The organism is Erwinia sp. V90_4, assembly GCF_029967685.1.
GTDB lineage: Bacteria > Pseudomonadota > Gammaproteobacteria > Enterobacterales > Enterobacteriaceae > Erwinia > Erwinia aphidicola.
On the sequence record NZ_JASCAQ010000056.1, the window covers coordinates 55197 to 75784 of the forward strand.

18 protein-coding genes and 1 pseudogene are annotated in these 20588 nt (G+C 53.5%); 9 read left to right on the forward strand and 10 right to left on the reverse strand.

Features of this window, described 5'->3' with window-relative positions:
- Nucleotides 1-53: 53 nt before the first annotated feature.
- Nucleotides 54-2093 (forward strand): choline transporter, encoded by a 2040-nt coding sequence (locus QLG07_RS16445; protein ID WP_048914845.1) that lies wholly within the window; start codon nucleotides 54-56, stop codon nucleotides 2091-2093.
- Nucleotides 2094-2268: 175 nt separating this feature from the next.
- Here QLG07_RS16445 and QLG07_RS16450 read toward each other — a convergent pair whose 3' ends face one another.
- On the reverse strand, nucleotides 2269-3132 hold the full coding sequence (locus QLG07_RS16450; protein WP_048914844.1) for a DMT family transporter: 864 nt from the start codon (nucleotides 3130-3132) through the stop codon (nucleotides 2269-2271).
- Nucleotides 3133-3270: 138 nt separating this feature from the next.
- On the opposite strand from QLG07_RS16450, the gene QLG07_RS16455 reads away from it, so the two are divergent.
- Entirely contained in the window at nucleotides 3271-4641 is a 1371-nt protein-coding gene (locus QLG07_RS16455) for a PLP-dependent aminotransferase family protein (protein WP_282469706.1), read from the forward strand.
- Between the two features lie 96 nt (nucleotides 4642-4737).
- Nucleotides 4738-5325 carry a hypothetical protein gene (locus QLG07_RS16460; RefSeq protein ID WP_282469707.1) on the forward strand — a complete coding sequence of 196 codons (588 nt, stop codon included), beginning with the start codon at nucleotides 4738-4740 and terminating at the stop codon, nucleotides 5323-5325.
- A 2-nt stretch (nucleotides 5326-5327) separates the two neighbouring features.
- Here QLG07_RS16460 and QLG07_RS16465 read toward each other — a convergent pair whose 3' ends face one another.
- Entirely contained in the window at nucleotides 5328-6248 is a 921-nt protein-coding gene (locus tag QLG07_RS16465; protein WP_282469708.1) for a LysR family transcriptional regulator, read from the reverse strand.
- 81 nt (nucleotides 6249-6329) lie between these two features.
- Between QLG07_RS16465 and QLG07_RS16470 the strand changes: the two genes are divergently transcribed.
- Nucleotides 6330-7286: an MBL fold metallo-hydrolase gene (locus QLG07_RS16470; RefSeq protein ID WP_282469709.1), complete on the forward strand. Its 957-nt coding sequence runs from the start codon at nucleotides 6330-6332 to the stop codon at nucleotides 7284-7286.
- Nucleotides 7287-7407: 121 nt separating this feature from the next.
- Nucleotides 7408-7968, forward strand: a complete 561-nt coding sequence (locus tag QLG07_RS16475; RefSeq protein WP_282469710.1) for a GNAT family N-acetyltransferase — start codon at nucleotides 7408-7410, stop codon at nucleotides 7966-7968.
- A gap of 163 nt (nucleotides 7969-8131) precedes the next feature.
- Here the strand turns inward: QLG07_RS16475 and QLG07_RS16480 are convergent, their stop codons facing one another.
- The 3 genes from QLG07_RS16480 to QLG07_RS16490 all read right to left on the reverse strand — a co-directional run bounded on the left by QLG07_RS16480 (nucleotide 8132) and on the right by QLG07_RS16490 (nucleotide 11137).
- Complete coding sequence (locus tag QLG07_RS16480) at nucleotides 8132-9289, reverse strand: MFS transporter (protein ID WP_282469711.1); 1158 nt, start codon at nucleotides 9287-9289, stop codon at nucleotides 8132-8134.
- Between the two features lie 100 nt (nucleotides 9290-9389).
- Nucleotides 9390-10397 (reverse strand): ROK family protein, encoded by a 1008-nt coding sequence (locus QLG07_RS16485; protein WP_133625291.1) that lies wholly within the window; start codon nucleotides 10395-10397, stop codon nucleotides 9390-9392.
- A gap of 89 nt (nucleotides 10398-10486) precedes the next feature.
- Entirely contained in the window at nucleotides 10487-11137 is a 651-nt protein-coding gene (locus QLG07_RS16490; protein ID WP_187496748.1) for a Qnr family pentapeptide repeat protein, read from the reverse strand.
- A gap of 1149 nt (nucleotides 11138-12286) precedes the next feature.
- Here QLG07_RS16490 and QLG07_RS16495 point away from each other — a divergent pair.
- Nucleotides 12287-12691 carry an H-NS family nucleoid-associated regulatory protein gene (locus tag QLG07_RS16495; protein WP_048914839.1) on the forward strand — a complete coding sequence of 135 codons (405 nt, stop codon included), beginning with the start codon at nucleotides 12287-12289 and terminating at the stop codon, nucleotides 12689-12691.
- A gap of 39 nt (nucleotides 12692-12730) precedes the next feature.
- On the opposite strand, the gene QLG07_RS16500 is transcribed toward QLG07_RS16495, so the two are convergent.
- Together QLG07_RS16500 and QLG07_RS16505 are read right to left on the reverse strand one after the other, a co-directional pair.
- Complete coding sequence (locus QLG07_RS16500) at nucleotides 12731-14089, reverse strand: pyridoxal-dependent decarboxylase (RefSeq protein WP_282469712.1); 1359 nt, start codon at nucleotides 14087-14089, stop codon at nucleotides 12731-12733.
- Nucleotides 14086-15288, reverse strand: a complete 1203-nt coding sequence (locus tag QLG07_RS16505; RefSeq protein ID WP_282469713.1) for an MFS transporter — start codon at nucleotides 15286-15288, stop codon at nucleotides 14086-14088. Before QLG07_RS16505 ends, QLG07_RS16500 begins: the two co-directional genes overlap by 4 nt.
- A 90-nt stretch (nucleotides 15289-15378) precedes the next feature.
- Here QLG07_RS16505 and QLG07_RS16510 point away from each other — a divergent pair, with 90 nt between their 5' ends.
- Nucleotides 15379-15825, forward strand: a complete 447-nt coding sequence (locus QLG07_RS16510; RefSeq protein ID WP_282469714.1) for a helix-turn-helix domain-containing protein — start codon at nucleotides 15379-15381, stop codon at nucleotides 15823-15825.
- A 151-nt stretch (nucleotides 15826-15976) separates the two neighbouring features.
- Nucleotides 15977-16414: pseudogene (locus tag QLG07_RS16515) on the forward strand (ABC transporter substrate-binding protein); the annotation flags it as partial.
- A 271-nt stretch (nucleotides 16415-16685) separates the two neighbouring features.
- Here the strand turns inward: QLG07_RS16515 and QLG07_RS16520 are convergent.
- The 3 genes from QLG07_RS16520 to parA all read right to left on the reverse strand — a co-directional run bounded on the left by QLG07_RS16520 (nucleotide 16686) and on the right by parA (nucleotide 19746).
- Nucleotides 16686-17663, reverse strand: a complete 978-nt coding sequence (locus QLG07_RS16520; RefSeq protein ID WP_048914834.1) for a replication initiation protein — start codon at nucleotides 17661-17663, stop codon at nucleotides 16686-16688.
- A gap of 1247 nt (nucleotides 17664-18910) precedes the next feature.
- The gene (locus QLG07_RS16525) at nucleotides 18911-19123 is read right to left on the reverse strand and encodes a plasmid partition protein ParG (protein ID WP_048918722.1); all 213 of its coding nucleotides are present in this window, start codon (nucleotides 19121-19123) and stop codon (nucleotides 18911-18913) included.
- A complete protein-coding gene (parA, locus tag QLG07_RS16530) occupies nucleotides 19120-19746 on the reverse strand; it encodes a ParA family partition ATPase (RefSeq protein ID WP_282469715.1) in 627 nt (208 codons plus the stop codon). The genes QLG07_RS16525 and parA overlap by 4 nt, the downstream gene beginning before the upstream one ends.
- 385 nt (nucleotides 19747-20131) lie before the next feature.
- Between parA and QLG07_RS16535 the strand changes: the two genes are divergently transcribed.
- A complete protein-coding gene (locus tag QLG07_RS16535) occupies nucleotides 20132-20482 on the forward strand; it encodes a DUF3147 family protein (RefSeq protein WP_282469716.1) in 351 nt (116 codons plus the stop codon).
- Nucleotides 20483-20588 lie beyond the last annotated feature (106 nt).

Below are 20588 nucleotides of genomic sequence, written 5' to 3' on the forward strand. Positions count from 1 at the left end.
CTTCGCAGAGCGGACTTCAGGCTATTTTTCTGGTCACTGTTTGCGGAGACATTATGCCGTCAATCGAAATACCTGCAAAACCTCAAAAAGATCGTATTAATCCCGTGGTGTTTTACACCTCAGCGGTTCTTATCCTGCTATTTTCCCTGACCACTATTTTCTTCACCGATTTATCCGACCGCTGGATCAATCTCACCCTTGACTGGGTGTCGAATACCTTTGGCTGGTATTACCTGCTGGCGGCCACGGTTTACATCGTTTTTGTAATCTTTATGGCCTGTTCACGCTTTGGCTCGATCAAGCTCGGACCGGAGCAGTCGAAGCCCGAGTTCAGCCTGATGAGTTGGGCGGCAATGCTGTTTGCCGCCGGGATCGGCATTGACCTGATGTTCTTCTCGGTTGCGGAACCCGTCACGCAATATATGATGCCTCCGGAAGGCCAGGGCCAGACGATGGAAGCGGCACGTCAGGCAATGGTCTGGACGCTGTTCCACTACGGTCTGACTGGCTGGTCGATGTATGCCCTGATGGGGATCGCACTGGGTTACTTCAGCTATCGCTATGGCCTGCCGCTGACCATCCGCTCTGCGCTCTACCCCATTTTTGGCAAGCGCATTAACGGTCCGATTGGTCATACGGTGGATATCGCCGCCGTGCTGGGGACCATTTTCGGTATCGCCACCACCCTTGGCATTGGCGTGGTGCAGCTCAATTATGGCCTCAAGGTGCTGTTCGACGTGCCAGAAGGACTGACGGCGCAGGCCGGGCTGATTGTACTGTCGGTGATTATGGCGACCATTTCCGTTACCTCCGGCGTCAACAAAGGGATCCGTTTCCTTTCTGAGCTGAACGTACTGCTGGCCTTTGGCCTGATCCTCTTTGTGCTGTTTGTCGGCGATACCAGCTTCCTGCTGAATGCGCTGGTGCTGAACGTTGGTGACTACATCAACCGCTTTATGGGCATGACGCTGAACAGCTTTGCCTTCGATCGCCCGACCGAGTGGATGAATAACTGGACGCTGTTCTTCTGGGCGTGGTGGGTTGCCTGGTCACCGTTCGTCGGCCTGTTCCTTGCGCGTATTTCCCGCGGCCGTACCATTCGCCAGTTCGTGCTGGGGACGCTGACCATTCCGTTTATCTTCACCCTGCTGTGGCTGTCAATTTTTGGCAACAGCGCGCTGTATGAGATCATTCACGGCAATATGGCGTTCGCCCAGGAAACCATGGCGCACCCGGAGCGCGGCTTCTACAGCCTGCTGGCGCAGTACCCGGCCTTTACCTTCAGCGCCTCTGTCGCCACCATCACCGGCCTGCTGTTCTACGTCACCTCAGCGGACTCCGGCTCGCTGGTGCTGGGTAACTTCACCTCCCGCCTGGCAGACATCAATAATGATGCGCCAAACTGGCTGCGCATCTTCTGGTCGCTGGCGATCGGGGTACTGACGCTGGGCATGCTGATGGTTAATGGCGTGACCGCACTGCAAAAAACCACGGTTATCATGGGCCTGCCGTTCAGCTTTGTGATCTTCTTTGTGATGGCAGGGCTGTATAAATCCCTGCGCGTGGAGGATCACCGCCGCGCCAGCGCCACGGTGAATACGCCGCCGGTGCCGGTCTCGCGCGATGACCGTCTGAACTGGAAGCAGCGTATTTCACGCGTGATGAACTATCCGGGCACCACGCATACCCGCAAGATGCTGGAAGAGGTCTGTCGCCCGGCGATGGAAGAAGTGGGGCGCGAGCTGGAACGCCGGGGCGCGAAAGTGCAAGTCACCGAGATGCCGCCGCTGGAAGATGAACGCCTGAATCACCTGGAGCTGCTGGTGAATCTGGGTGAGGAGCAGAGCTTCCTGTATCAGATCTGGCCGCAGCGTTACTCGGTTCCGGCGTTTACTTATCGCGCCCGCAGCGGCAAGTCCGATTACTTCCGCCTCGAAACCTTCCTGCTGGAGGGCACCCAGGGCAATGACCTGATGGACTACACCCGTGAGCAGATCATCAATGACATTCTCGACCAGTACGAGCGTCATATGACCTTCCTGCACATTCACCGTGAAGCGCCGGGCAACACCATGCCGTTCCCTGAGGCGTAACCCGTTGAGCATCAATCTGACCAGGCTTCGGCCTGGTTTTTTTATCAGCGATGTGGCCTGATGTCGGTTGATTAGTTTAAATAACTGAGTTGGTACGCATGATTATCCAACTGCTGTATAAGCGATGAATTGAGTTCGGGTTAACAGCGAGCCTTAAGCCCGGAGCGTGCTTCACTCAGTGAGCAAAGCGCTTCGCGCCCGCCACGCACAGGATAATCACCCCTGCGCAGACCACCATGCTCAGAGCTATAGCTTCATGCAGAAACAGCGCGGTGAACACCAGGCCGAAGAATGGCTGTAACAGCTGTAACTGCCCCACTCCCGCAATGCCGCCGAGCGCCAGCCCGCGGTACCAGAAGATAAAACCAATCAGCATGCTGAACAGTGAAACATAGCCCAGCCCGAGCCAAGCCGGTGCACTGATGCTGTGCCAGCTGGTCGGCAGCGTGAACAGGCCGATTAGCAACATTAAAGGCAGGGACAGCAGCAGCGCCCAGCTAATCACCTGCCAGCCGCCCAGCCGTCGCGATAACCCTGCCCCTTCCGCATAACCCAGTCCACACAGCACGATAGCGGCGATCATCAGCGAATCACCGCTGAATGAGCCGCCCGTTCCGCAGGCGATCGCAAAGCCCGCCACGGTCGCGGCACCGAGCAGGGAAAATAGCCAGAAGGCTGGCCGGGGTCGCTCGCCGCCGCGCAGGACGCCGAAGATTGCCGTTGAAAGCGGCAGCAGTCCGATAAACACCAGCGAGTGCGCAGCAGTGATATGGCGTAGAGCCAGTGCCGTCAGCAGCGGGAACCCCACCACCACGCCCGCGGCGATAATCAGCAACGGAATGATATCGCCACGCTGCGGTCGGCGCTGACGTAGCAACAGCAGCAGTCCCGCTGCCAGCAGCGCGGCGATAACGGCGCGTGCGGAGGTAAGAAAAAGCGGGGAAAAGTCGGTGACGGCCACGCGTGTCGCAGGCAGCGAGCCGCTAAATATCACCACGCCCGCCAGCCCACTCCACCATCCTGCTTTAGTTTGTTCCATGTTGCCTCATCATGACTGGAAAAATAATTTTCCACGATAGTAAGAAGCAAACGAGCCGCAGCGAAGATACACTACAGTACAATTTCGCCATTCTGTATGGTTCCATTTACCCATACAGTTAGACATTCAGGATCGGCCATGACACGTACCGAAGCGTTAATCAATGAGATTCGCCAGCGTATTGCTGCGGGTTTGCTGTGCAGCGGCGAGCGCCTTCCTTCGGTACGCCGTTTTGCCACCACGATGCATGTATCCCCATCCACCGTGGTCGAAGCCTACGAAAGACTGGCGGCTGAAGGCGTTATCCGCGCACGTCGCGGCTCAGGTTTTTACGTCTGCGGCGCGCATACCGCCCCGTTAAGCCTGACAGAGAGCAGCCAGCGCCAACCCGAAGTCGACCCTTTTTGGGTTTCGCGGCAGTCGCTGGATGCCGCAGCGGGGGAACTGAAGCCCGGCTGTGGGTGGCTACCGGCTGACTGGATGCCGCAGGAAGCGCTGCGCAAGGGCCTGCGCCAGCTGGCACGATCGCCAGATAATAACCTGACCGATTACGGCAGCACGCGCGGTTCAGCCACGCTGCGCCGCCTGCTGCTGGCGCGTTTTGCTCAGGAAGGGCTGGCGGCTTCCATGTCGCAGATAATGCTGGCCGGTTCTGGCACCCAGGCGCTCGATCTCATCTGCCGCCTCCTGCTGCGTCCGGGGGACACCGTGGTGGTTGATGACCCCTGCTACTTCAACTTTCAGGCGCTATTGCGGGCGCATCAGGTCAATATCGTTGGCGTGCCGTTTACCCCGGAAGGGCCCGATGTCGCGATGTTTGAACAGGTGCTTAGCACCACGCGACCACGACTGTATATCACCAACTCCGCGCTGCATAATCCCACCGGCGGCTGCCTGTCCGCCCAGGCGGCCTACCGGGTGCTGCGCGCTGCAACGCTGTACGATACGATTATCGTCGAGGACGATATCTTTGCCGATTTCGAGCCTGAACTGTCACCGCGGCTGGCCATACCTGACGGCCTTGAGCGGGTTATCCGCATGGGCAGCTTTTCTAAAACGCTTTCTGCCTCGGTACGCTGCGGCTATATCGCCTGCCGTGAAGAGTGGATTGAGAGGTTAGTCGATCTGCAAATCGCCACTAACTTTGGCGGCCCCAGCCCGCTGTCTAGCGAGCTGGTCGCCGGCGTACTGGCGGGCGGCAGCTATCGGAAGCATCTGGACGAGGTGATCAAACGCCTCGACCGGGCGCGGAAAGAGGCGATCGTCCGCCTCTCAGCGCTGGGGATTGTTCCCTGGAGCGTTCCACGCGGCGGCTTTTATCTCTGGTGCCGTTTACCGGAAGGACTTGATTCAACCGTAGTCGCCCGGCGCTGTCGCCAGCAGGGCGTCGTGCTGGCACCCGGCAACGTGTTCAGCATTTCTCAAACGGCTGGAGATTTTCTGCGTTTTAACGTGGCACACCTCAGCGATGAGCGTGTTTTTCACGTTTTGCAGCAGGCCATGAGATAACGTAAGAGACTTCTTACAACCATATCAGTAAGGGATGATGTTTCCCCGCATGGCTTCGGGCTTTAATAAGGAGAGAGCAGTCAGGGAGCCATTGCCATGTTTAATATTGCCATTCTCGACAGCGATACCTTCAGCTGCAAAGGTGTCACGGATTACTTTAGTACCCGGGATATCCGCACCTTCTGCTGTTCTAATTTGGCAGAACTGGAAAGCACGCTGCAAGGTCAACCTGTCCACGTAGTGATTGCCGAGCTGGCGACCGTGGATGACACGCTTTTCAGCTGCATTGACTATCTGACGCATCTGACCTGCCGCTGGCCGGATGTGCGCCTGATCCTCTTCACCCATTTTACCGACCCGGTACTGATGCGCTTTGTGGTACGTCACGTTCCCCACTGCAATCTGGTGCTGAAAAGTGACAGCTTCACACAGCTGGCATCCTGCATCTTCGCCAGCGACAGCGGTAATAAATTCAACAGCTCTTCGCAGGCGATGATCTGGGAATATCTCTCCACTGATGGCAGAACCTTAACGCCGGAAGAGTTCCGGCTGCTGGAAAACCTGGCTTGTGAGAAGAACAGCCAACGCGCCGTAGTGCCGGGCAGTGACAGCATTATGCTCAAACTCGGCTGCCAGGACTTAACGGAGCTGCAGGACAAACTGGGCATGCTGCAGTGGGGCTAACCTCAGCCCAGCATGCAAGCGCGCAGTTTCTTCAGCAGCCAGCGCAGCGCCTCATCGTTGTCGCGCCGTTTGTTCCACAGCAAAGAGAGTGTGAAGGCCGGAACCTTGAGGGGGACGTCAGCACATAGCAGCCCGTAATCCGCTACCCATCCGGCAGCCAGCCCCTGCGGTACCGTAGCCAGTGCCGGCATCTGCTTCAGCAACAGCGGTAAAGACGAGAAGTTCGGCGTGACGTAGCGCACTCTTCTTTTGCGCCCGCAGTCCGCCAAAAGCTGGTCTATCGGGCTACTGCTGGCGCCACGATAGGAGACGAGAAGATGGTCATTAGCACTATATTGATCAAGGCTTATCGGTGAAGTGAGTGCTAACTGGAGCGGGTTCCACAGCGTGCAAAATCCCATCTGCGTCACCCTTTCGTGTACCACGCCAGCGGGGGCCCGTTCAGCGACGGAGATCGCCACATCGACCTTATCCTGCTGCACCTGTTCGCCATCCTGGAACGGATCGGTTGCCGTGACCTGCAGGCGGATACCGGGTGCCGTTTGGGCGATATCCGCCATCATCCCCGGCATCAACCAACGCTCTACCCAGTCACTCATTCCCAGACGAAAGGTATGCCGATCTTCAGCGGGAGAAAAGCCCGGCACCTGAAATATCACCTGCTGCATCTGCTCCATCATCGGCAGTAACGCAGTCACCAGCGCTTGCGCACGCGGCGTCGGCGCCATACCCCTTGCCGTGCGCACAAACAGCGGGTCGTCAAACATCTCGCGCAACCTGGCCAACGCTCCGCTGACCGCGGGCTGGCCGAGGTGTAACTTGCTGGCCGCGCGTGAAACACTTCCCTCGCGATGCAGTACCAGCAGCACGGTCAAGAGGTTCAGGTCGACCCGATTTAAATCACTTTCCCTGATAGTGCTCATTATTTTAATCAATTTGAGTGATGTTTAAAGCCGCAGGATACTGTTGCCTTTACTGAAATAACAGAACTTATCGAGGATTTAATGAAACTTTTGCTAACTCTGCTGACCACCCTGGCCATCTCCGTAAACTCGCTGGCAGCTGCTGCACCGGTAACCCCACTGGATGCGCAAGCACCGGGCTATTACCGCATGATGCTGGGCAAACTGCGCATCACTGCCGTCTCTGACGGCACGGTGACGATCCCGCTGGATAAGCTGCTGACACACATTTCCACCGATAAGCTGCGCCAACAGCTGGCGAACGATGCCATGACGCTGCAGGCTGAAACCTCAATCAATGCCTTTGTGATTGATAACGGCCAGCAGCGGGTGCTGGTTGATGCCGGTGCGGGCGATCTGTTTGGCCACAACGGCGGGCACCTGCTGGAAAATCTGGCTGCCGCAGGCTATCCGGCGGAAACCATCGATGCGGTGCTGTTGACGCATATTCATGCCGACCACTCCGGCGGTATCTCCCGGCAGGGCAAACCCGCCTTCCCAAACGCTCAGGTGTTCGTCGAGCAGAAAGATGTCGATTTCTGGCTCAACCCGGCGAATGCTGAGAAGGTAGAAGCCAGCCAGAAGCACACCTTTGCTGAATCTGAGCAGACCATTCGCCCGGTTATCCAGGCAGGACGACTGAAGCCCTTTACCGCACCGGGAACGGTATTTGCCGGGATTAAGGCCACCTCAACGGCTGGCCATACGCCGGGCAGCGTGATGTATCGGGTGGAGAGTGAAGGACAGACGCTGGTGTTATGGGGCGATATCATTCACGCCAAAGCGGTGCAGATGCCGGACCCACATGTAGCAATCCACTTCGACGTTGATCAGCAGCAGGCGATAAAAACCCGTGAGCGGGTGTTAAAACAGGCGGCACAGGAGGGTTACTGGGTGGCGGCGGCGCATATCGCGTTCCCGGGCTTTGGCCATGTTAAAAGCGACGGCAGTGGTTACCGATGGGTCGCGGCAAATTACACCACGCAGCTCGCCCGCTGATCGGCAGCAGCGCGAGGGATAAATATGCTCACCGCGTATGGTTATCAGATCTTCATCTTTCCAAGCGATCGCGCATGCTGTTAATAATTGTCCCACCTTAACGTATTCAGGGGGGACAATCATGACCGAGCGTATTCGTTTAGCTAAGCCGGAAGAGGCAGAATGGCTGCACGGGCTGTTACAGCGTGCTTATACTCCGCTGGTTGCGCAGGGGATCAACTTCACCGTATCCCGCAGCACGGTCGCCGACGTGGCTGCCGTGATCGCCAGTGAATCAACCTTTGTGTTGGAGCACGATGGCCAGCGAGTCGCCACGCTGACCGTGCGCTTTCCCTGGACGCAGGATAATACGCAGCTGGCGCCGTGGCCTTTTCTGCACTGGTTCGCCGTCGAACCTGATTACAAAGGGCAGGGTTACGGCAGCCGGATTATTCGCTATGTCGAAGAGAGTTTTCTGCGCGACACTCTGAAATCGCCCGCCGTCTATCTGGCAACGGCGATTAAGCACCCGTGGCTGACTCAACTCTATCTACGCCGTGGCTATCAGCCTTTCCACCGCGCCATTAATCCACTGGGCGTTGAACTGGTCTATCTGACGCGCGTGCTCGATCAGCAGCGCTACCAGCAAGCCAAAATCAAAGAGTATGTACACGACTTTATTGAAAACTCGCTGATGGCATAAACAGCCAGTCAGCTATCAGTGCGATGACACAAACAGCGATGCCTAAGCCTGGCGCGGCAAAAATCGACATGCTGAGCCAGTAGATTGATCTTCGGGAAGCGCTCAGCAAATCAACGGACCGCCAAGTTGTTGGGAGCGTGTGCCCCCATATCACTGCCACCGCCTAATATTTCAGGCGAAAAGCGCCGAATACGATAAGCAGAAATGCCGCGGCAACCACCATAAATGCCACATAAAGATCGGCAAGATGCGCAATCCAGCCGATCAGTGCCGGGCCGCCAAGCACGCCGAAATAGCCCAGTGTCGCCACCATCGCCACCGAGCGGTTGACCGGCATGCTTTTCTCCTGCCCGGCCAGTGTTATCAATACCGGGACAATGTTTGCCGCGCCAACCCCCACGAGTGCAAAGCCTAACAGCGTCATCGGCCAGCCCGGCAGCAGTACGGCGATTAGATACCCTGCAATCCCCAGGCCGCCACCGATAATTAATATTCTCTTGCGCCCCAGCACGCTCACCACGGCGTCACCCAGCATGCGCATCAGGGACATAGCAATGGCAAAGGCGGCGAATCCCCATCCGGCATGCTGCAGTGCCATACCCCGATCCTGAGTAATAAAAATCCCACCCCAGTCGAGAATAGCGCCCTCAGCCATAAAGCAGATCATTGCCATGACGGCCATTAGCATCAAGCGCAGGTTGGGCCGCCCCGCTCCACCTTCCTGCGGCTGCTGTTCATTACCCGATGAGGTCAGCAATCCGCGAAAGGCAATCGTGAAGACCAGTGCGATCAGCATTATCGCGCCCCAGCTACTGAACAGCGGCGACATTCCTGCATCGAGCATCAGCGCACCGCCACCGGCGCCAGCTATCCCTCCGACACTCCATAAACAGTGAAAACCGGACATTAAAGGCTTACCCGCCGCCTGTTCCACCAACGTCCCCTGAACGTTGACGGCAACGTCAGCCAGTCCGATGCCCATGCCAAAGATAAACAGGCTCAGCGCCAGCAGGCGAATGTCGCCGAGCGTTGCCAGCAGAGGCAGCATCAGGCAATACAATACTACCGATCCACTAATCACCTTACGGCAACCCAGCGCACCAATAACGCGCCCGGAACCCAGCATGGCGATAAGCGACCCGGCCCCAAGGCACAGCAGAAGCAATCCAAGATCGCCGGGGTCCGCGTGCGTGCGCTGCTGGGCGTATGGCACCAGCGCGGCCCATAATCCCATCGCCATACCGGTGACAAAAAATATCGCCCGCGTGCCAAAGCGCCTGGCCGGACTGGCGTCAAAAGTTACGGTATCTTGAAGTGACAAAAGCAGCGCTCCTCATTGAAAGTTACTTATTAAAAGACCTTTAATAAGTAGGCAGTATATTGGCAGAGTCGACGAAGTCAATACGTTCGCCGGATAATAATCAGGTCGTGGGCGAGGTAAACAGACGGTAGTGCAGGAAGTTTTTCAGCGTCAATTCACTGATACCCTGCAGATAATCCTGGCGAATTTCTTCACGATAAACCAATTTTGGCAGGTGCTGTGCAGGAATATTGGCCAGACAGCGCTCGCGTATTTCAGGCAAATGAGAAGCTTTTAGACGTGTACCGCCGAGTGCCACCTTGACCGGGTTGATCAGCGCGGCCAGCGAAATGACAATTTTCGCCATCTCATCAATAAGCGGTAACCCGGCATCGGTTTGAAACGGCAGTCGGGACACTTCCCCGGCGAAATCATTGGCACCGTGCAACACCTGCCCGTTGATCACCATTCCACAGCCGGTACAGGGAACATCCGGCTTATAGATATAAGCAACCGGGGCACTGACACCCGCACAGTCGCTGCGATAAAAACCCCAGACGGTAAAATTGATATCGTTGCCCGCTTCGACAAAGCGGCCCGTGCGCATCGCCACGTCTTTCACTATCGCCAGACCGCTAAAGAGTGAAATATCACACGAGGTGACCACCCCATCGACAACCACGCCCGGCAAACCGATACCGATAGCTGCGATGTTGGGCCAGCGCCGCAGCAATGTATCAATCAGCTGATGGAAGGTTTCAGGCGTGAGGGGATGAAACGGCATCTCACCGCCTGCGAGCGTGTCGCCTACGGCAGAGCTGAGGGACCAGACCAGCTGCGCATCCTCATCGCTGCCTGCGGCATACAGGCTGAGCAACGAGAAAAATTCAGGATTGCAGGCGTAACGCTGAGCAGGTCGCCCGCCGCGCGAGGCTTCCAGCTCCAGCGCCAGCAGCTCACCCGTCAGACTCAGCTCGTTAAGTATTGCACCGCAGGTAGCACTGCTCAGGCCGGTCTGCAGCGCCAGATCGCCCTTGGTCGCAGTACCCAACGCCTTGAGAGTCGTGGTCACCAGCGCAATATTATTCTTCTTCATTTCACGGGTGGTATGGGTTACCGGAATATTCATCTCGCCTCATTGCATGCCGAAAAGTAGCGTAATTTATCATAAAAATGCCGCTGGCTGCCCTACCCGCTAAGGCGTCGCACCCGTCAGTCTTAGTCGACCAGCATAATTCCCAGGCGTTCCGCCAGAATAGCAAGCTGCGTGCTGTTCAGCTTGACGCCTTCAAGATCCGTTGTACGGATATCCAGCTCGCTAATCACGGATTGGGTTAAATCACAGTGGGTGAAATTCGCCGATCGCCAGTCAAACGAGCTGAATTCGCCGCCGGAGAGGTCGGACCCGCTAAAAGAGGCACCCAGCACGTTAGTGCCGACCCAGCGGTTTTCCCACAGTTCGCACTTTTCCAACACCACCTTAGAAAAGTTGGCGTAGCTCAGATTGCTTTTGGTGATATAGGCGCTGCAAAACCAGGTTTTTGCCGTGATCATATTCATAAAGCTGGCGCCACGGAAATCCGCACCCTGCACGCGGCATTCGGCGATCTCAATGCCCAGCGCTTCGGCATAGCCGAAATTATTCATGGTTAAGTCGCACAGCTTGAAGCTGGCATCTTTCAGGATTGCCCGGCTGAAGTTACAGCCGATCTCGCTTTCACGATCGTAGAATTGGCAGTGGAGAAAGCGGGTATCAGTCAGGTCTGTCGAGGAAAAGTCGCAGTTAATAAACTGGCAGTGCTCAACGATACTGCCCGTGAACTGGGAGCGGCTGAACTTCTCATTGGCGTATTGCCTGGTCGTTGACATGTTGGGGTTCCATAAAAAGCGGCAGCATCCTGCCATCTCGTAATCTCGTAATCTCGTAATCTCGTAATCTCAGGATTATGTAATCACATGATTATAGAATCCTGGCAACTCGGGTTACTGAATTGGGTAAGCCGCAAATACCTTAACCTGACAGCGGAAAGGACTCCAGACTTAACCTATGTCCCGCTATCGCGGACCAATATGTCTAGTCTGACTGCCATATCTCAATGACATAATTAATACGGACGAAATCACAGGAGGTATCAATCCCTCTCCGTTTTTCACCTGTACTGAAGAGACTAACAGCATAAACAGGCTTATCGTCCACCCGTCGTGACCAGCAGTAAACCGCCGCCGGGTATCATGTTTAAGGTGAGACCTCTTGCAAGTATAAAACCGGCGGTGGAATGATGGCATCCGAAAACGAGACTTGGTTTCACCCTGTATGGATAAATGCGGGACGCCGCCGGGTTGCTACTTAAGATATAAGGGTGCTTCTGCAGGAATGGGGGTAACGCGTCAAAAACATTCAGCTGATAAACATCCCTCTGCCCCTTTGGATGGTTAGCCCCTAAGAATCCTGTGAACCGCATCAACACCTGCAATTTTTCAGGCCGACATTCAGTGATAATAACCGGTGAAACGGGCGGCACTGCACCTCAAAAAACGACTGTACAGCAATCTGGCTACGTTTCTCATTGCCATTCTTTAAAGTTTCACTAATCAACGCGACCTGTCTGAGAATAAAAGTTCGAACAGTATCCGCAGGGTTGAATCCATGCAGGTGACAGCGTCACCTGATCCGCTTATCCCTCCAATGCATGGCGTAAGGATTTAAAGGAGTTAGCTTCAAAATGCCTGATTTCACGAGGCTAATCTTAAAATGGCATAGTCATAAAAGAAGTGATTAATATGCTAAGAACTTTTCAGATGGCTCTTTTAACCTTAAAGATTGTTAAGATTTATCCCATAAGTTGTAAATATACCTATGCCCCCCCTTGTTTTCCGCTTAAGAGAAACGGTATCCAGGTAACATTTAAAGAAACATTTTTTTAATTTAATGTTTTTTCGTCCTCGAATTGTCTGTACACTGGTCTCCGTTACAATAGTGAACAAATTTAAACCAACTCACAGGTTATGGATTCCGTTATGAGCGAAACGCTGAAAGTATTAAATAACATTCGCACCCTTCGTGCCCAGGCTCGTGAAGTGTCTTTATCTGAACTGGAAGAGATGCTGGAAAAACTCGAAGCGGTAGTGAACGAACGTCGTGAAGCAGATGCGGCCATCGCTTCTGAGATTAAAGAAAAAGAAGAAAAACTGGCTAAATATCGCCAGATGTTGCTGGAAGATGGTATCGATTTAAGCGAACTGACTGCAGCTGATAATACCGCTGGCAAAACACGTGCCAAGCGTGCTCCACGTCCTGCTAAGTATCAATATACTGATGAGAACGGCGAAGCAAAATCATGGACTGGCCAGGGCCGTACCCCGGCCGTTATTAAGCAGGCACTGGATGCTGGCAAGAAACTTGAAGATTTCCTGATCAAGTAAATGCTGACCGGCCGCATCTCACCGTGCGGCCGGATGCAATTACCCTTCTGCTAATATTTCCCGATAAATTCTTGCCATCAGTACGATAAATTTCTGTACATGGATTTCCTCCGTGCGCCATGAACTCACGCTGACTCTCAGCGCCGCTTTACCCTGCCAGAATGTCCCGGCAAACCACGCCTCACCCGACGCCTGTAATGCTTCGCGTACTCTCAGCGTAAGCGCCTCGCTGGATGCCCGAAACAGAACCTGATTGATGACGACCCGGTTAATGACTTCAAACCCGGCCTCACTTAACCCCTCGCCTATCTGCTGCGCCAGCAAACAATGCCGCTCTATCATCGCCGCGACGCCATCACGCCCTAATGTGCGCAACGAAGCCCACACAGGAATACCGCGTGGACGGCGGGAAAACTCCAGCGTCAGATTTTTTTGCGCATCCTGGGAGGCGGCAGAATAGACCGCATCGGCATTCATTGCGCACGAAAGCGCGGCGGAATGACGGCATATCGCCATAGCGCAGTCATAAGGGGTATTGAGCCACTTATGACCATCCGTGGTCCAGCTATCTGCCTGTTCAATTCCCTGCGTGAAGGCTTTAAATTCTGACGCGCGCGCCCAGAGACCAAATGCGCCATCAATATGTACCCAGGCCCCTGCCGCTCTGGCCAGCGGCATCAGCGCAGCGAAGTCATCAAATTCCCCACTATTCACCTCGCCAGCCTGCAGACAGATAATGGTGCGATCATCCAGCTCCGGCAGGTGTAATAGGTCAATCTGCCCTCGGCCATTCACCGGCGCGACGATCAAATGGCGCAGGCCGAACCCGAGTATGCGCAACGCTTTTTTTACCGTGATATGCGTCAGTTCAGAGATTACGACGCGTATTTCTGGTGCGCCAGCTAATCCATCCCGATCAAAGTCCCAGCCGTGACGCTGTAGCAGTTCGCGCCGCGCTGTCGCCAGGCAGCTGAGCGTGCACGCTGTCGCGCTGGTACCGAATCCCACCGCGCTTTCTCTGGGCAGATCGAGTATCTCCAGCAGCCATTTTCCGGCAAGGAGCTCCAGAGTGGCCGACACCGGCGAATTATCCCAGCTGGATGCACACTGATCCCAGGCAATCATCAGGCGCTCAGCTGCCGTCGCCACTGGCAGAGAAGCTCCGATGACAAAACCAAAGTAATCGGGCCCGTTAGACGCAGTCGTGGCAGGGGAGCCAACATCGTCCAGCAGCGCCAGCGTCTGCTCTGGCGGCAGCCCCTGCGGCGGCAGCGGTTCATCAAAACGCGTCAACCCGGCCAGTGCACCACTGTCGGGGAATACCCGCCGCGTCGGGAGAGAAGCCGTATAATTCATGGCGCGCACATCCGCTGCAGCCAGCAGTTCCAGATCATTCATTGCTGGCCCCTTTTCATCACGTAATAGCTCCAGATAACCAGCGCCAGTAGGCTAACCGCCGCGCCACACAGGCACACCGCCGACCACCCACCGAGAACATAGGCCTGAGTGGAAAGCAGCGCACCCAGTCCGCTGCCTACCGAATAAAACAGCATATAACCAGCAATCAGGCGCCCACCGGCATCAGGCTGGCTGGCGAAAATCAGCTGCTGGCTGGTGACGTGCAGCGCCTGTCCGGCGGCATCAAGCAGGAGAATCCCGCTGATTAACCACCATAAAGAACCCGCACCTAACCACAGCGGCAACCAGCTGAGCAGCAGCAGGCTCAGGGCAACACCGCTGGTTCGCTGAGCCAGCCCGCGATCGGCCCAGCGTCCGGCGCGGCTGGCAGTCAGCACACCGATGACGCCAGCCAGTCCCAGCGCTCCTATCTGACCATGACTCAGCTGCCACGGAGGATCGCGTAACATCAGCACCAGTGCATTCCAGAAAATATTGAAGCTGGCGAACATCAACAGCGCCAGCATGCCGCGCAGCTGCAGTACGGAGTTGCGCAACAGCGTTTGCCACAGCGATTGCATCATCTGCCAGCCGTTGCCTGAATCACTGCGCGGTAATTGTGGCAGGTTACGCCAGATGAACGCCGCCAGCAGCGTCATCATCAGCGCCGAAACGAGGTATACGCCACGCCAGCTGCTCACATCGGCGACCAGCCCGGCAAACGTGCGGGCCAGCAATAACCCTACCACCACGCCACCAGAGACTATCCCGACGACCCGCCCACGGTTGCTCTCGCTGGCCGCTGAAGCGGCATAAGCAATCATCCCCTGCGTCATTGCGGTACCCAGCAGGCCCGTCAGCATCATCGCCAGAAGCAGCATCAGCGGTGAACTGGCGACAGCCGTTAATAACAGTGCCGCGATCAGTCCCAAAAGCTGCCAGCGCATCAGGTTACGGCGATCGGCTGCATCGCCTAAAGGAACCAGCACCAGCAACGCGGCGATACAGCCCACCTGCGTGGCAAAAATCATGCTGCCAGCACTGGCTGGCGTTATAGCGAACGTTAGCGCCAGCGCATCCAGCAGCGGCTGGGCATAGTAGACGTTGGCCACACTTAAGCCGCTGCTGCAGGCAAACAGGGCCAGTTGCCACGACGACAATTCAGGCAACAAAGGGGGGTTCTCTGGCGTACTGACCATACTGCGCTCCATTTGGTTTCGAATTAAAACCATTTGCAGCCTGACGGAAGTGGTTTTAAAATGCAACCAAATTCAGCGAAGGAAGAAAACATGGCGGACCGTCTCTCTTTAAGCCAGGCCCCGTGCCCGGTGGCGCGCAGCGTCGATCTGATCGGCGATCGCTGGCTGCTGCTGATCCTGCGCGATGCGTTTGACGGCAACCGTCGCTTTAGCGAGTTTCAGCGCGGACTGGGTATGGCGCGCAATATTTTGTCTGACCGCTTACGCCGCCTGGTTGACGGCGGACTGTTAACGATCCAGCCCGCCTCCGACGGCTCCGCCTGGCAGGAATATGTGCTGACCGAGCGCGGTTATGCGCTTTTTCCGCTCATTGTCGCCCTGCGTCAATTTGGTGAGAGTGAGTTATTTTCCCCAGGTGAAGCCCATTCGCAGCTGCTGGAAAGTGCCACCGGGCTGCCGCTGGCGGCATTGCGCGTGCTGAATCAGCAGGGAGAAGAGATTTCGGCTGACTTAACGCACGTTAAAAAAATTACTTAATCGTTATGCAATAAACGAAAATGGCTAGATGAATTTCCTGATTCACCCTACCCCTTGTCAGGCTTCATATTTATCGTCAGCGACGACTCAACTGACAATAAAGGCATTCATCCTGCACGTAACTTGGCACCTGACGGGGATTGCCGGGGCAATGGCATTAATTGGTGGAATGGCTAACGCTGCCGGGGAACAGCCGATTCAGAGCGGCACGCTGATCTATCTGGAACAGCAGACGCATACCAACCGCTACCCTCCCGCTGGGGGTTCTTATCCCAACGGCGGCACCCTCAATCAGATTACCGACACATTAACGTGGCAGAATCCCGCGACCTTAAGGGTGGAGCCATGAATTGCCGAAAGCTGGACGCGCAACGCCGATAACACCGAATACACCTTTAAACTCTGTCCCGGCGTGACGATCTCTGGCGGTACGCCGCTGGATGCTAACGCGGTGGCGAAGAACTTTGATACCTACGGCCTTGGGCATAAAGCACAGCGCCTGCCGGTATCAGAAGTCATTAATAACTATGACCACAGTAAAGTCATCGCTTCGCTAACGGTGACGTACTTCTATAAAGAACCATCGCCGTGATTTCTGCAGGATACCGCAACCATCGATTCGGGCTGGTAAGGCGGTAATTCTTACATAAAATTCTTCCACCTGTGAGCCGACTCGCAACCTAATGTGGAAGAATTTTATGCAATCCCGTAACGGACTCAGATGCTGTTGAGACTGCGATAATCGCTATGTAGCAAGCTTGCCATATTTATCCACAGAAACGGGGGATAATCTGGTGTGTAACTCAGGTAAGCCCGTACTAAAAAATGTTAATAAGCGGCTTATCAATATGATTAGTCAACTATTTTTTTGCGCGCTCGCTGACTTCCGTCATTACACGCTTATGGCTGCTTTTATCACCGATTGTCTTATACCAGGCTGCCAGTTTTCTGACGTCCGTCAACGGGACTTTCTCGTTCCGATCGTAAGTAGCCAGGCGTTCCCGATACTGCTCCATGATATGTATACAGCGGCGTGCCCACTCTCCTTCCAGGTCTGAACCCACCGTCGCCCGCGGCCTGCGGGGAAATTTAGGGCGCAGCGGCTTACTGGCTTCATGAGAAGATTCGTCCACGTATGAGAACTTAATCGACACTACGGTGCGCCCTTTTTTAATAGGTTCCCAAATAACGGAGATATCCGTATTAGCATTAATGCGCGCCAGCGTGGGCTCCAGCAGTTTCTGGCGGAAGTCACGATAATCTTCATATTTGCCCTGCAGCCCGGCTTTTTCACGCATCCAGTCCAGAGCTAGCGTCACTTCAATCGCCTTACTGCTCTTACGTCCGTAAAGGTTTTTGGCTTTGATTAACCAACCGTAAAGCCGCACAGAAAAAGCCGTATCAAGCTTGGCAATATTGATAAAATTAAGCTTGGTAAACGACTCTTTTAGTTCATAAAGATAGGGGGCAACATCCTGACCAAAGCGCAGTACCACCGCACTCTGCTCATCACTGCTGACGTATTCAAGACGGGAAAACCAGGAAAGCTGGACGGTACGCATTTTGCCGGTTTTGCGATCGGGCTGATAGATGGTAACGGGTTTTTTCATCAAGCTTTCGGCAGCTTCACGCAGCTGCCGATGGCTACTGGTTGGATTTAACCCATAAATACGCTGATAATCATGGGGAAATAAGCGATACAGCGCGTCAGGCTGGGGTTTCCTGCTGTCGATTTGAGCAAGTGCCAGGTTCAGCAACCGCATCTCATCCAGCGTGACACTGTAGGCCCCTTCAAGGAGATCGTTACCTTGTACGACCGTCAGTTTGTTTAGCTCCATTTAGCAGGATCCCTGTGTGGAATGTTCAGCAGAGTATTCCACACAAAAAATATTCAGGTAAAGTAAAATAACATCATTATTAGTTATTTAAAATCAATGAGTTAAGAAGTATCGCAGTTTGTGTTAGCATAAAATTCCTCCACATTCAGGCAGCACAGGATCCAATTTAGTCGTGGTTCGATCTTGAAAGTGCGAGATGGCAACAGGAAAACACTCCACATATCCATACCAGAACTCAGCGCAACTTAACCGGAAATTCTTCCACATATGCCCGGCAGCCTGAAACAGGCCATCAGAAAATCATTCCACATACATTCGGACACACTGCAGAAAATTACTCCACCTTTGGCCAGGCTTATCTCTGAGGCTCCCTCTGTCCATGGGAAGAGGGCTATAAGTAATTTCACTAACATCACTATTTCCTTGTTTATCAGAAAGATAAAATAAATTTCCTTAGAAAATCTTTCCACATTTTAGCGAAAAATTATTCAACAGGGGTGCCGCCAGGCGCTTTTGCGCAGGCAAACAGAAAATTTATCCACCTTTGAGTACGACTCGAGAACTGGGCAGCATGCCAAACATAAAATCCATCCACATATGGAACAGAAAAGTGACATGGTCACAATCAAAATTTAGTACAGAAAATTTTTCCACCTTTAGCCTTTCCTGTTACGCGACTCATACATAAAAATATTCCACGTATGTCTTAGTCAAACAGGTACAACCTGAAATCACTCCACATAAGGAATACAGAAATGTAGTAACTTATTGTTATAACGACTTAATTTTATGATAATGATTAACTCAGACTGACTTATGTGACAATGTAACGTGACTATTTCTTAAGATGTGACAACTTCGATTTTCATCAGGAAAGGCAGGAACGTGCATGAATATCAGGAGGCAACGGTGAGAAGAAGTTATCCACAGAAAATAACTCCACATAAAATATTTCGCCAGATCAGAAAGTTATCAACAGGAAAAAACTCTACGTATAGCAGGAAAAAACTCCACATATAACAGAAAATCACTCCACTTCAGACAGGAAAAACATCCACATAAACATCTGCAAACATATGATTTATATCAAAAAAACACCCCCTTAAACTATAAAGATCTAAACTATAAAGAAAAGAACAAACGTTATAGGATCTTTTTTTTGAGTAGATCCTCTAAAAACCGATCCTTAAAGCAAGGACATCCCTCAAAAAAAGAGATGCCGCGAGACCAGTCTAAGAGGATCCTTGTTAGCGGGATTCATTCTCTGGAAGCCAGTGCTCAATCAGTTCTGTCAGCACATCCTTCATCTCACGACCCTGCATAAAACAGGCCGTCTTAAACCTGCGGTGCAGATCTTCGTCGATATTAGTCTGCAATTTTTTTACAGTCCCGGCAGGTGGCTTACTCACTGCATCCAGCGCCGGTGCTAACTGCCGATGTTGTCCCAGTTTCATTTTCATGCAAGCAGCTCCAGAATTTCGTTTGTCATCACATCGATCTCCCCTTTTGCACTGCCGTCTGTCGTGTCAAATACGGTTCCACCATCCAGCATTGTGCGTATGTACACCTGTCGCTGAGTCGTCGCAGTTTTAAGCGCCGGAACACCGGTATCCTCGATTGACTCTTTAAGGACCTCAAGCATGCGCGTAGAGGCAACTTTTTTGGTAATCAGGAATCGCGCAATCACCGGCTGCAGGTTTTCGCGCGCCTCGACCACCGCCAGAATCGCGCCACAGGCAGCAAAATCGAGAGGTGAAGGCGTCACCGGAATAAGCACCAAATCGCTGACCATAACGGCTGCTGAAGATATCGCCGTTATGGCCGCAGCGCCATCAATGACTACGTAGTCATAGTTCTTTAGCTGTTTACGCACGGTATAAACTTCTTTTTCCGATGCCGCTTCAGCCAAATCAAATTTGCACTTGGTTTCGTCATACCAATTGCTGATGCTACCCTGAGGATCCGTATCCACCATCACAACCTTGAAGCCCTTGCGAGCCAGGCATGTTGCGATATTGATGGAGGTCGTCGTTTTCCCTACCCCGCCCTTCCCGTTCAGGAAGGAGATAATTTTGGTTGTCATCAGACGCCCCCTAAAGTTTATCTCTGGTGAATCACAGGATTACGTAATCCCAGGATTCTGGGATTTTTAAATCACGGGATTATATGATTACAGGATATAGTAATCCCTATTCAGGAACAATAAGATACCCTGCAAGAATCACAGAATCACAGAATCACAGAATCACAGAATCACAGAATCACAGAATCACAGAATTATTGGTAATTGTAATTTCAAAGGCGACATGCTCAGCCTTTATACTTCAGGTTTCTTAGCGCTAATTTATATAGTTGTATCAGATGCGGGGATTTACTGCCTATGTTAGCGGTAACATAGGCGGGCTATAACGGATTTGTGGCCTGATGAAACCCGATTAAATGCGAGTCATCTTGAGAAGAGGTGTCCAATGGTCTGGTTGATTGTGAAGTATATGGTAACTGCCGGAGTTGTTGTGCTTGTTTCAGAGGTGGCAAAGCGAAGCGATCGATTTGGCGCGCTGCTGGCTGCCCTACCGCTGGTGACCGTTCTGGTGCTCGTATGGATGAAGCTGGAGGGGCAAACACAGGAAAAAATTGCCAGTCATGCATGGTACACATTTTGGTATGTGGTCCCTACCCTCCCGATGTTTCTCTGCTTTCCGCTTATGTTTCAACGATGGTTTTTTTGGATTGCGCTACTGGCTTCATGCATGATGACCGTGGTGATATTTTGGGGATATGCGCTTTTACTTCGTCGTTCAGGAATTGATCTGATTTGACACCGTAATTATGAGTTGGAAACCGTAGCAGGGATCTGAGAAAATAATCCCATAATCCCATAATCCCATAATCCCATAATCCCATAATCCCATAATCCCATAATCC

What these genes read in the sequence shown, in the direction of transcription:
- QLG07_RS16445 (WP_048914845.1), top strand. Translation starts at nt 54, where the DNA reads ATGCCGTCAATCGAAATACCTGCAAAACCTCAAAAAGATCGTATTAAT.
- QLG07_RS16450 (WP_048914844.1), bottom strand. Translation starts at nt 3,132, where the DNA reads ATGGAACAAACTAAAGCAGGATGGTGGAGTGGGCTGGCGGGCGTGGTG.
- QLG07_RS16455 (WP_282469706.1), top strand. Translation starts at nt 3,271, where the DNA reads ATGACACGTACCGAAGCGTTAATCAATGAGATTCGCCAGCGTATTGCT.
- QLG07_RS16460 (WP_282469707.1), top strand. Translation starts at nt 4,738, where the DNA reads ATGTTTAATATTGCCATTCTCGACAGCGATACCTTCAGCTGCAAAGGT.
- QLG07_RS16465 (WP_282469708.1), bottom strand. Translation starts at nt 6,248, where the DNA reads ATGAGCACTATCAGGGAAAGTGATTTAAATCGGGTCGACCTGAACCTC.
- QLG07_RS16470 (WP_282469709.1), top strand. Translation starts at nt 6,330, where the DNA reads ATGAAACTTTTGCTAACTCTGCTGACCACCCTGGCCATCTCCGTAAAC.
- QLG07_RS16475 (WP_282469710.1), top strand. Translation starts at nt 7,408, where the DNA reads ATGACCGAGCGTATTCGTTTAGCTAAGCCGGAAGAGGCAGAATGGCTG.
- QLG07_RS16485 (WP_133625291.1), bottom strand. Translation starts at nt 10,397, where the DNA reads ATGAATATTCCGGTAACCCATACCACCCGTGAAATGAAGAAGAATAAT.
- QLG07_RS16490 (WP_187496748.1), bottom strand. Translation starts at nt 11,137, where the DNA reads ATGTCAACGACCAGGCAATACGCCAATGAGAAGTTCAGCCGCTCCCAG.
- QLG07_RS16495 (WP_048914839.1), top strand. Translation starts at nt 12,287, where the DNA reads ATGAGCGAAACGCTGAAAGTATTAAATAACATTCGCACCCTTCGTGCC.
- QLG07_RS16500 (WP_282469712.1), bottom strand. Translation starts at nt 14,089, where the DNA reads ATGAATGATCTGGAACTGCTGGCTGCAGCGGATGTGCGCGCCATGAAT.
- QLG07_RS16505 (WP_282469713.1), bottom strand. Translation starts at nt 15,288, where the DNA reads ATGGTCAGTACGCCAGAGAACCCCCCTTTGTTGCCTGAATTGTCGTCG.
- QLG07_RS16510 (WP_282469714.1), top strand. Translation starts at nt 15,379, where the DNA reads ATGGCGGACCGTCTCTCTTTAAGCCAGGCCCCGTGCCCGGTGGCGCGC.
- QLG07_RS16520 (WP_048914834.1), bottom strand. Translation starts at nt 17,663, where the DNA reads ATGGAGCTAAACAAACTGACGGTCGTACAAGGTAACGATCTCCTTGAA.
- QLG07_RS16525 (WP_048918722.1), bottom strand. Translation starts at nt 19,123, where the DNA reads ATGAAAATGAAACTGGGACAACATCGGCAGTTAGCACCGGCGCTGGAT.
- parA (WP_282469715.1), bottom strand. Translation starts at nt 19,746, where the DNA reads ATGACAACCAAAATTATCTCCTTCCTGAACGGGAAGGGCGGGGTAGGG.
- QLG07_RS16535 (WP_282469716.1), top strand. Translation starts at nt 20,132, where the DNA reads ATGGTCTGGTTGATTGTGAAGTATATGGTAACTGCCGGAGTTGTTGTG.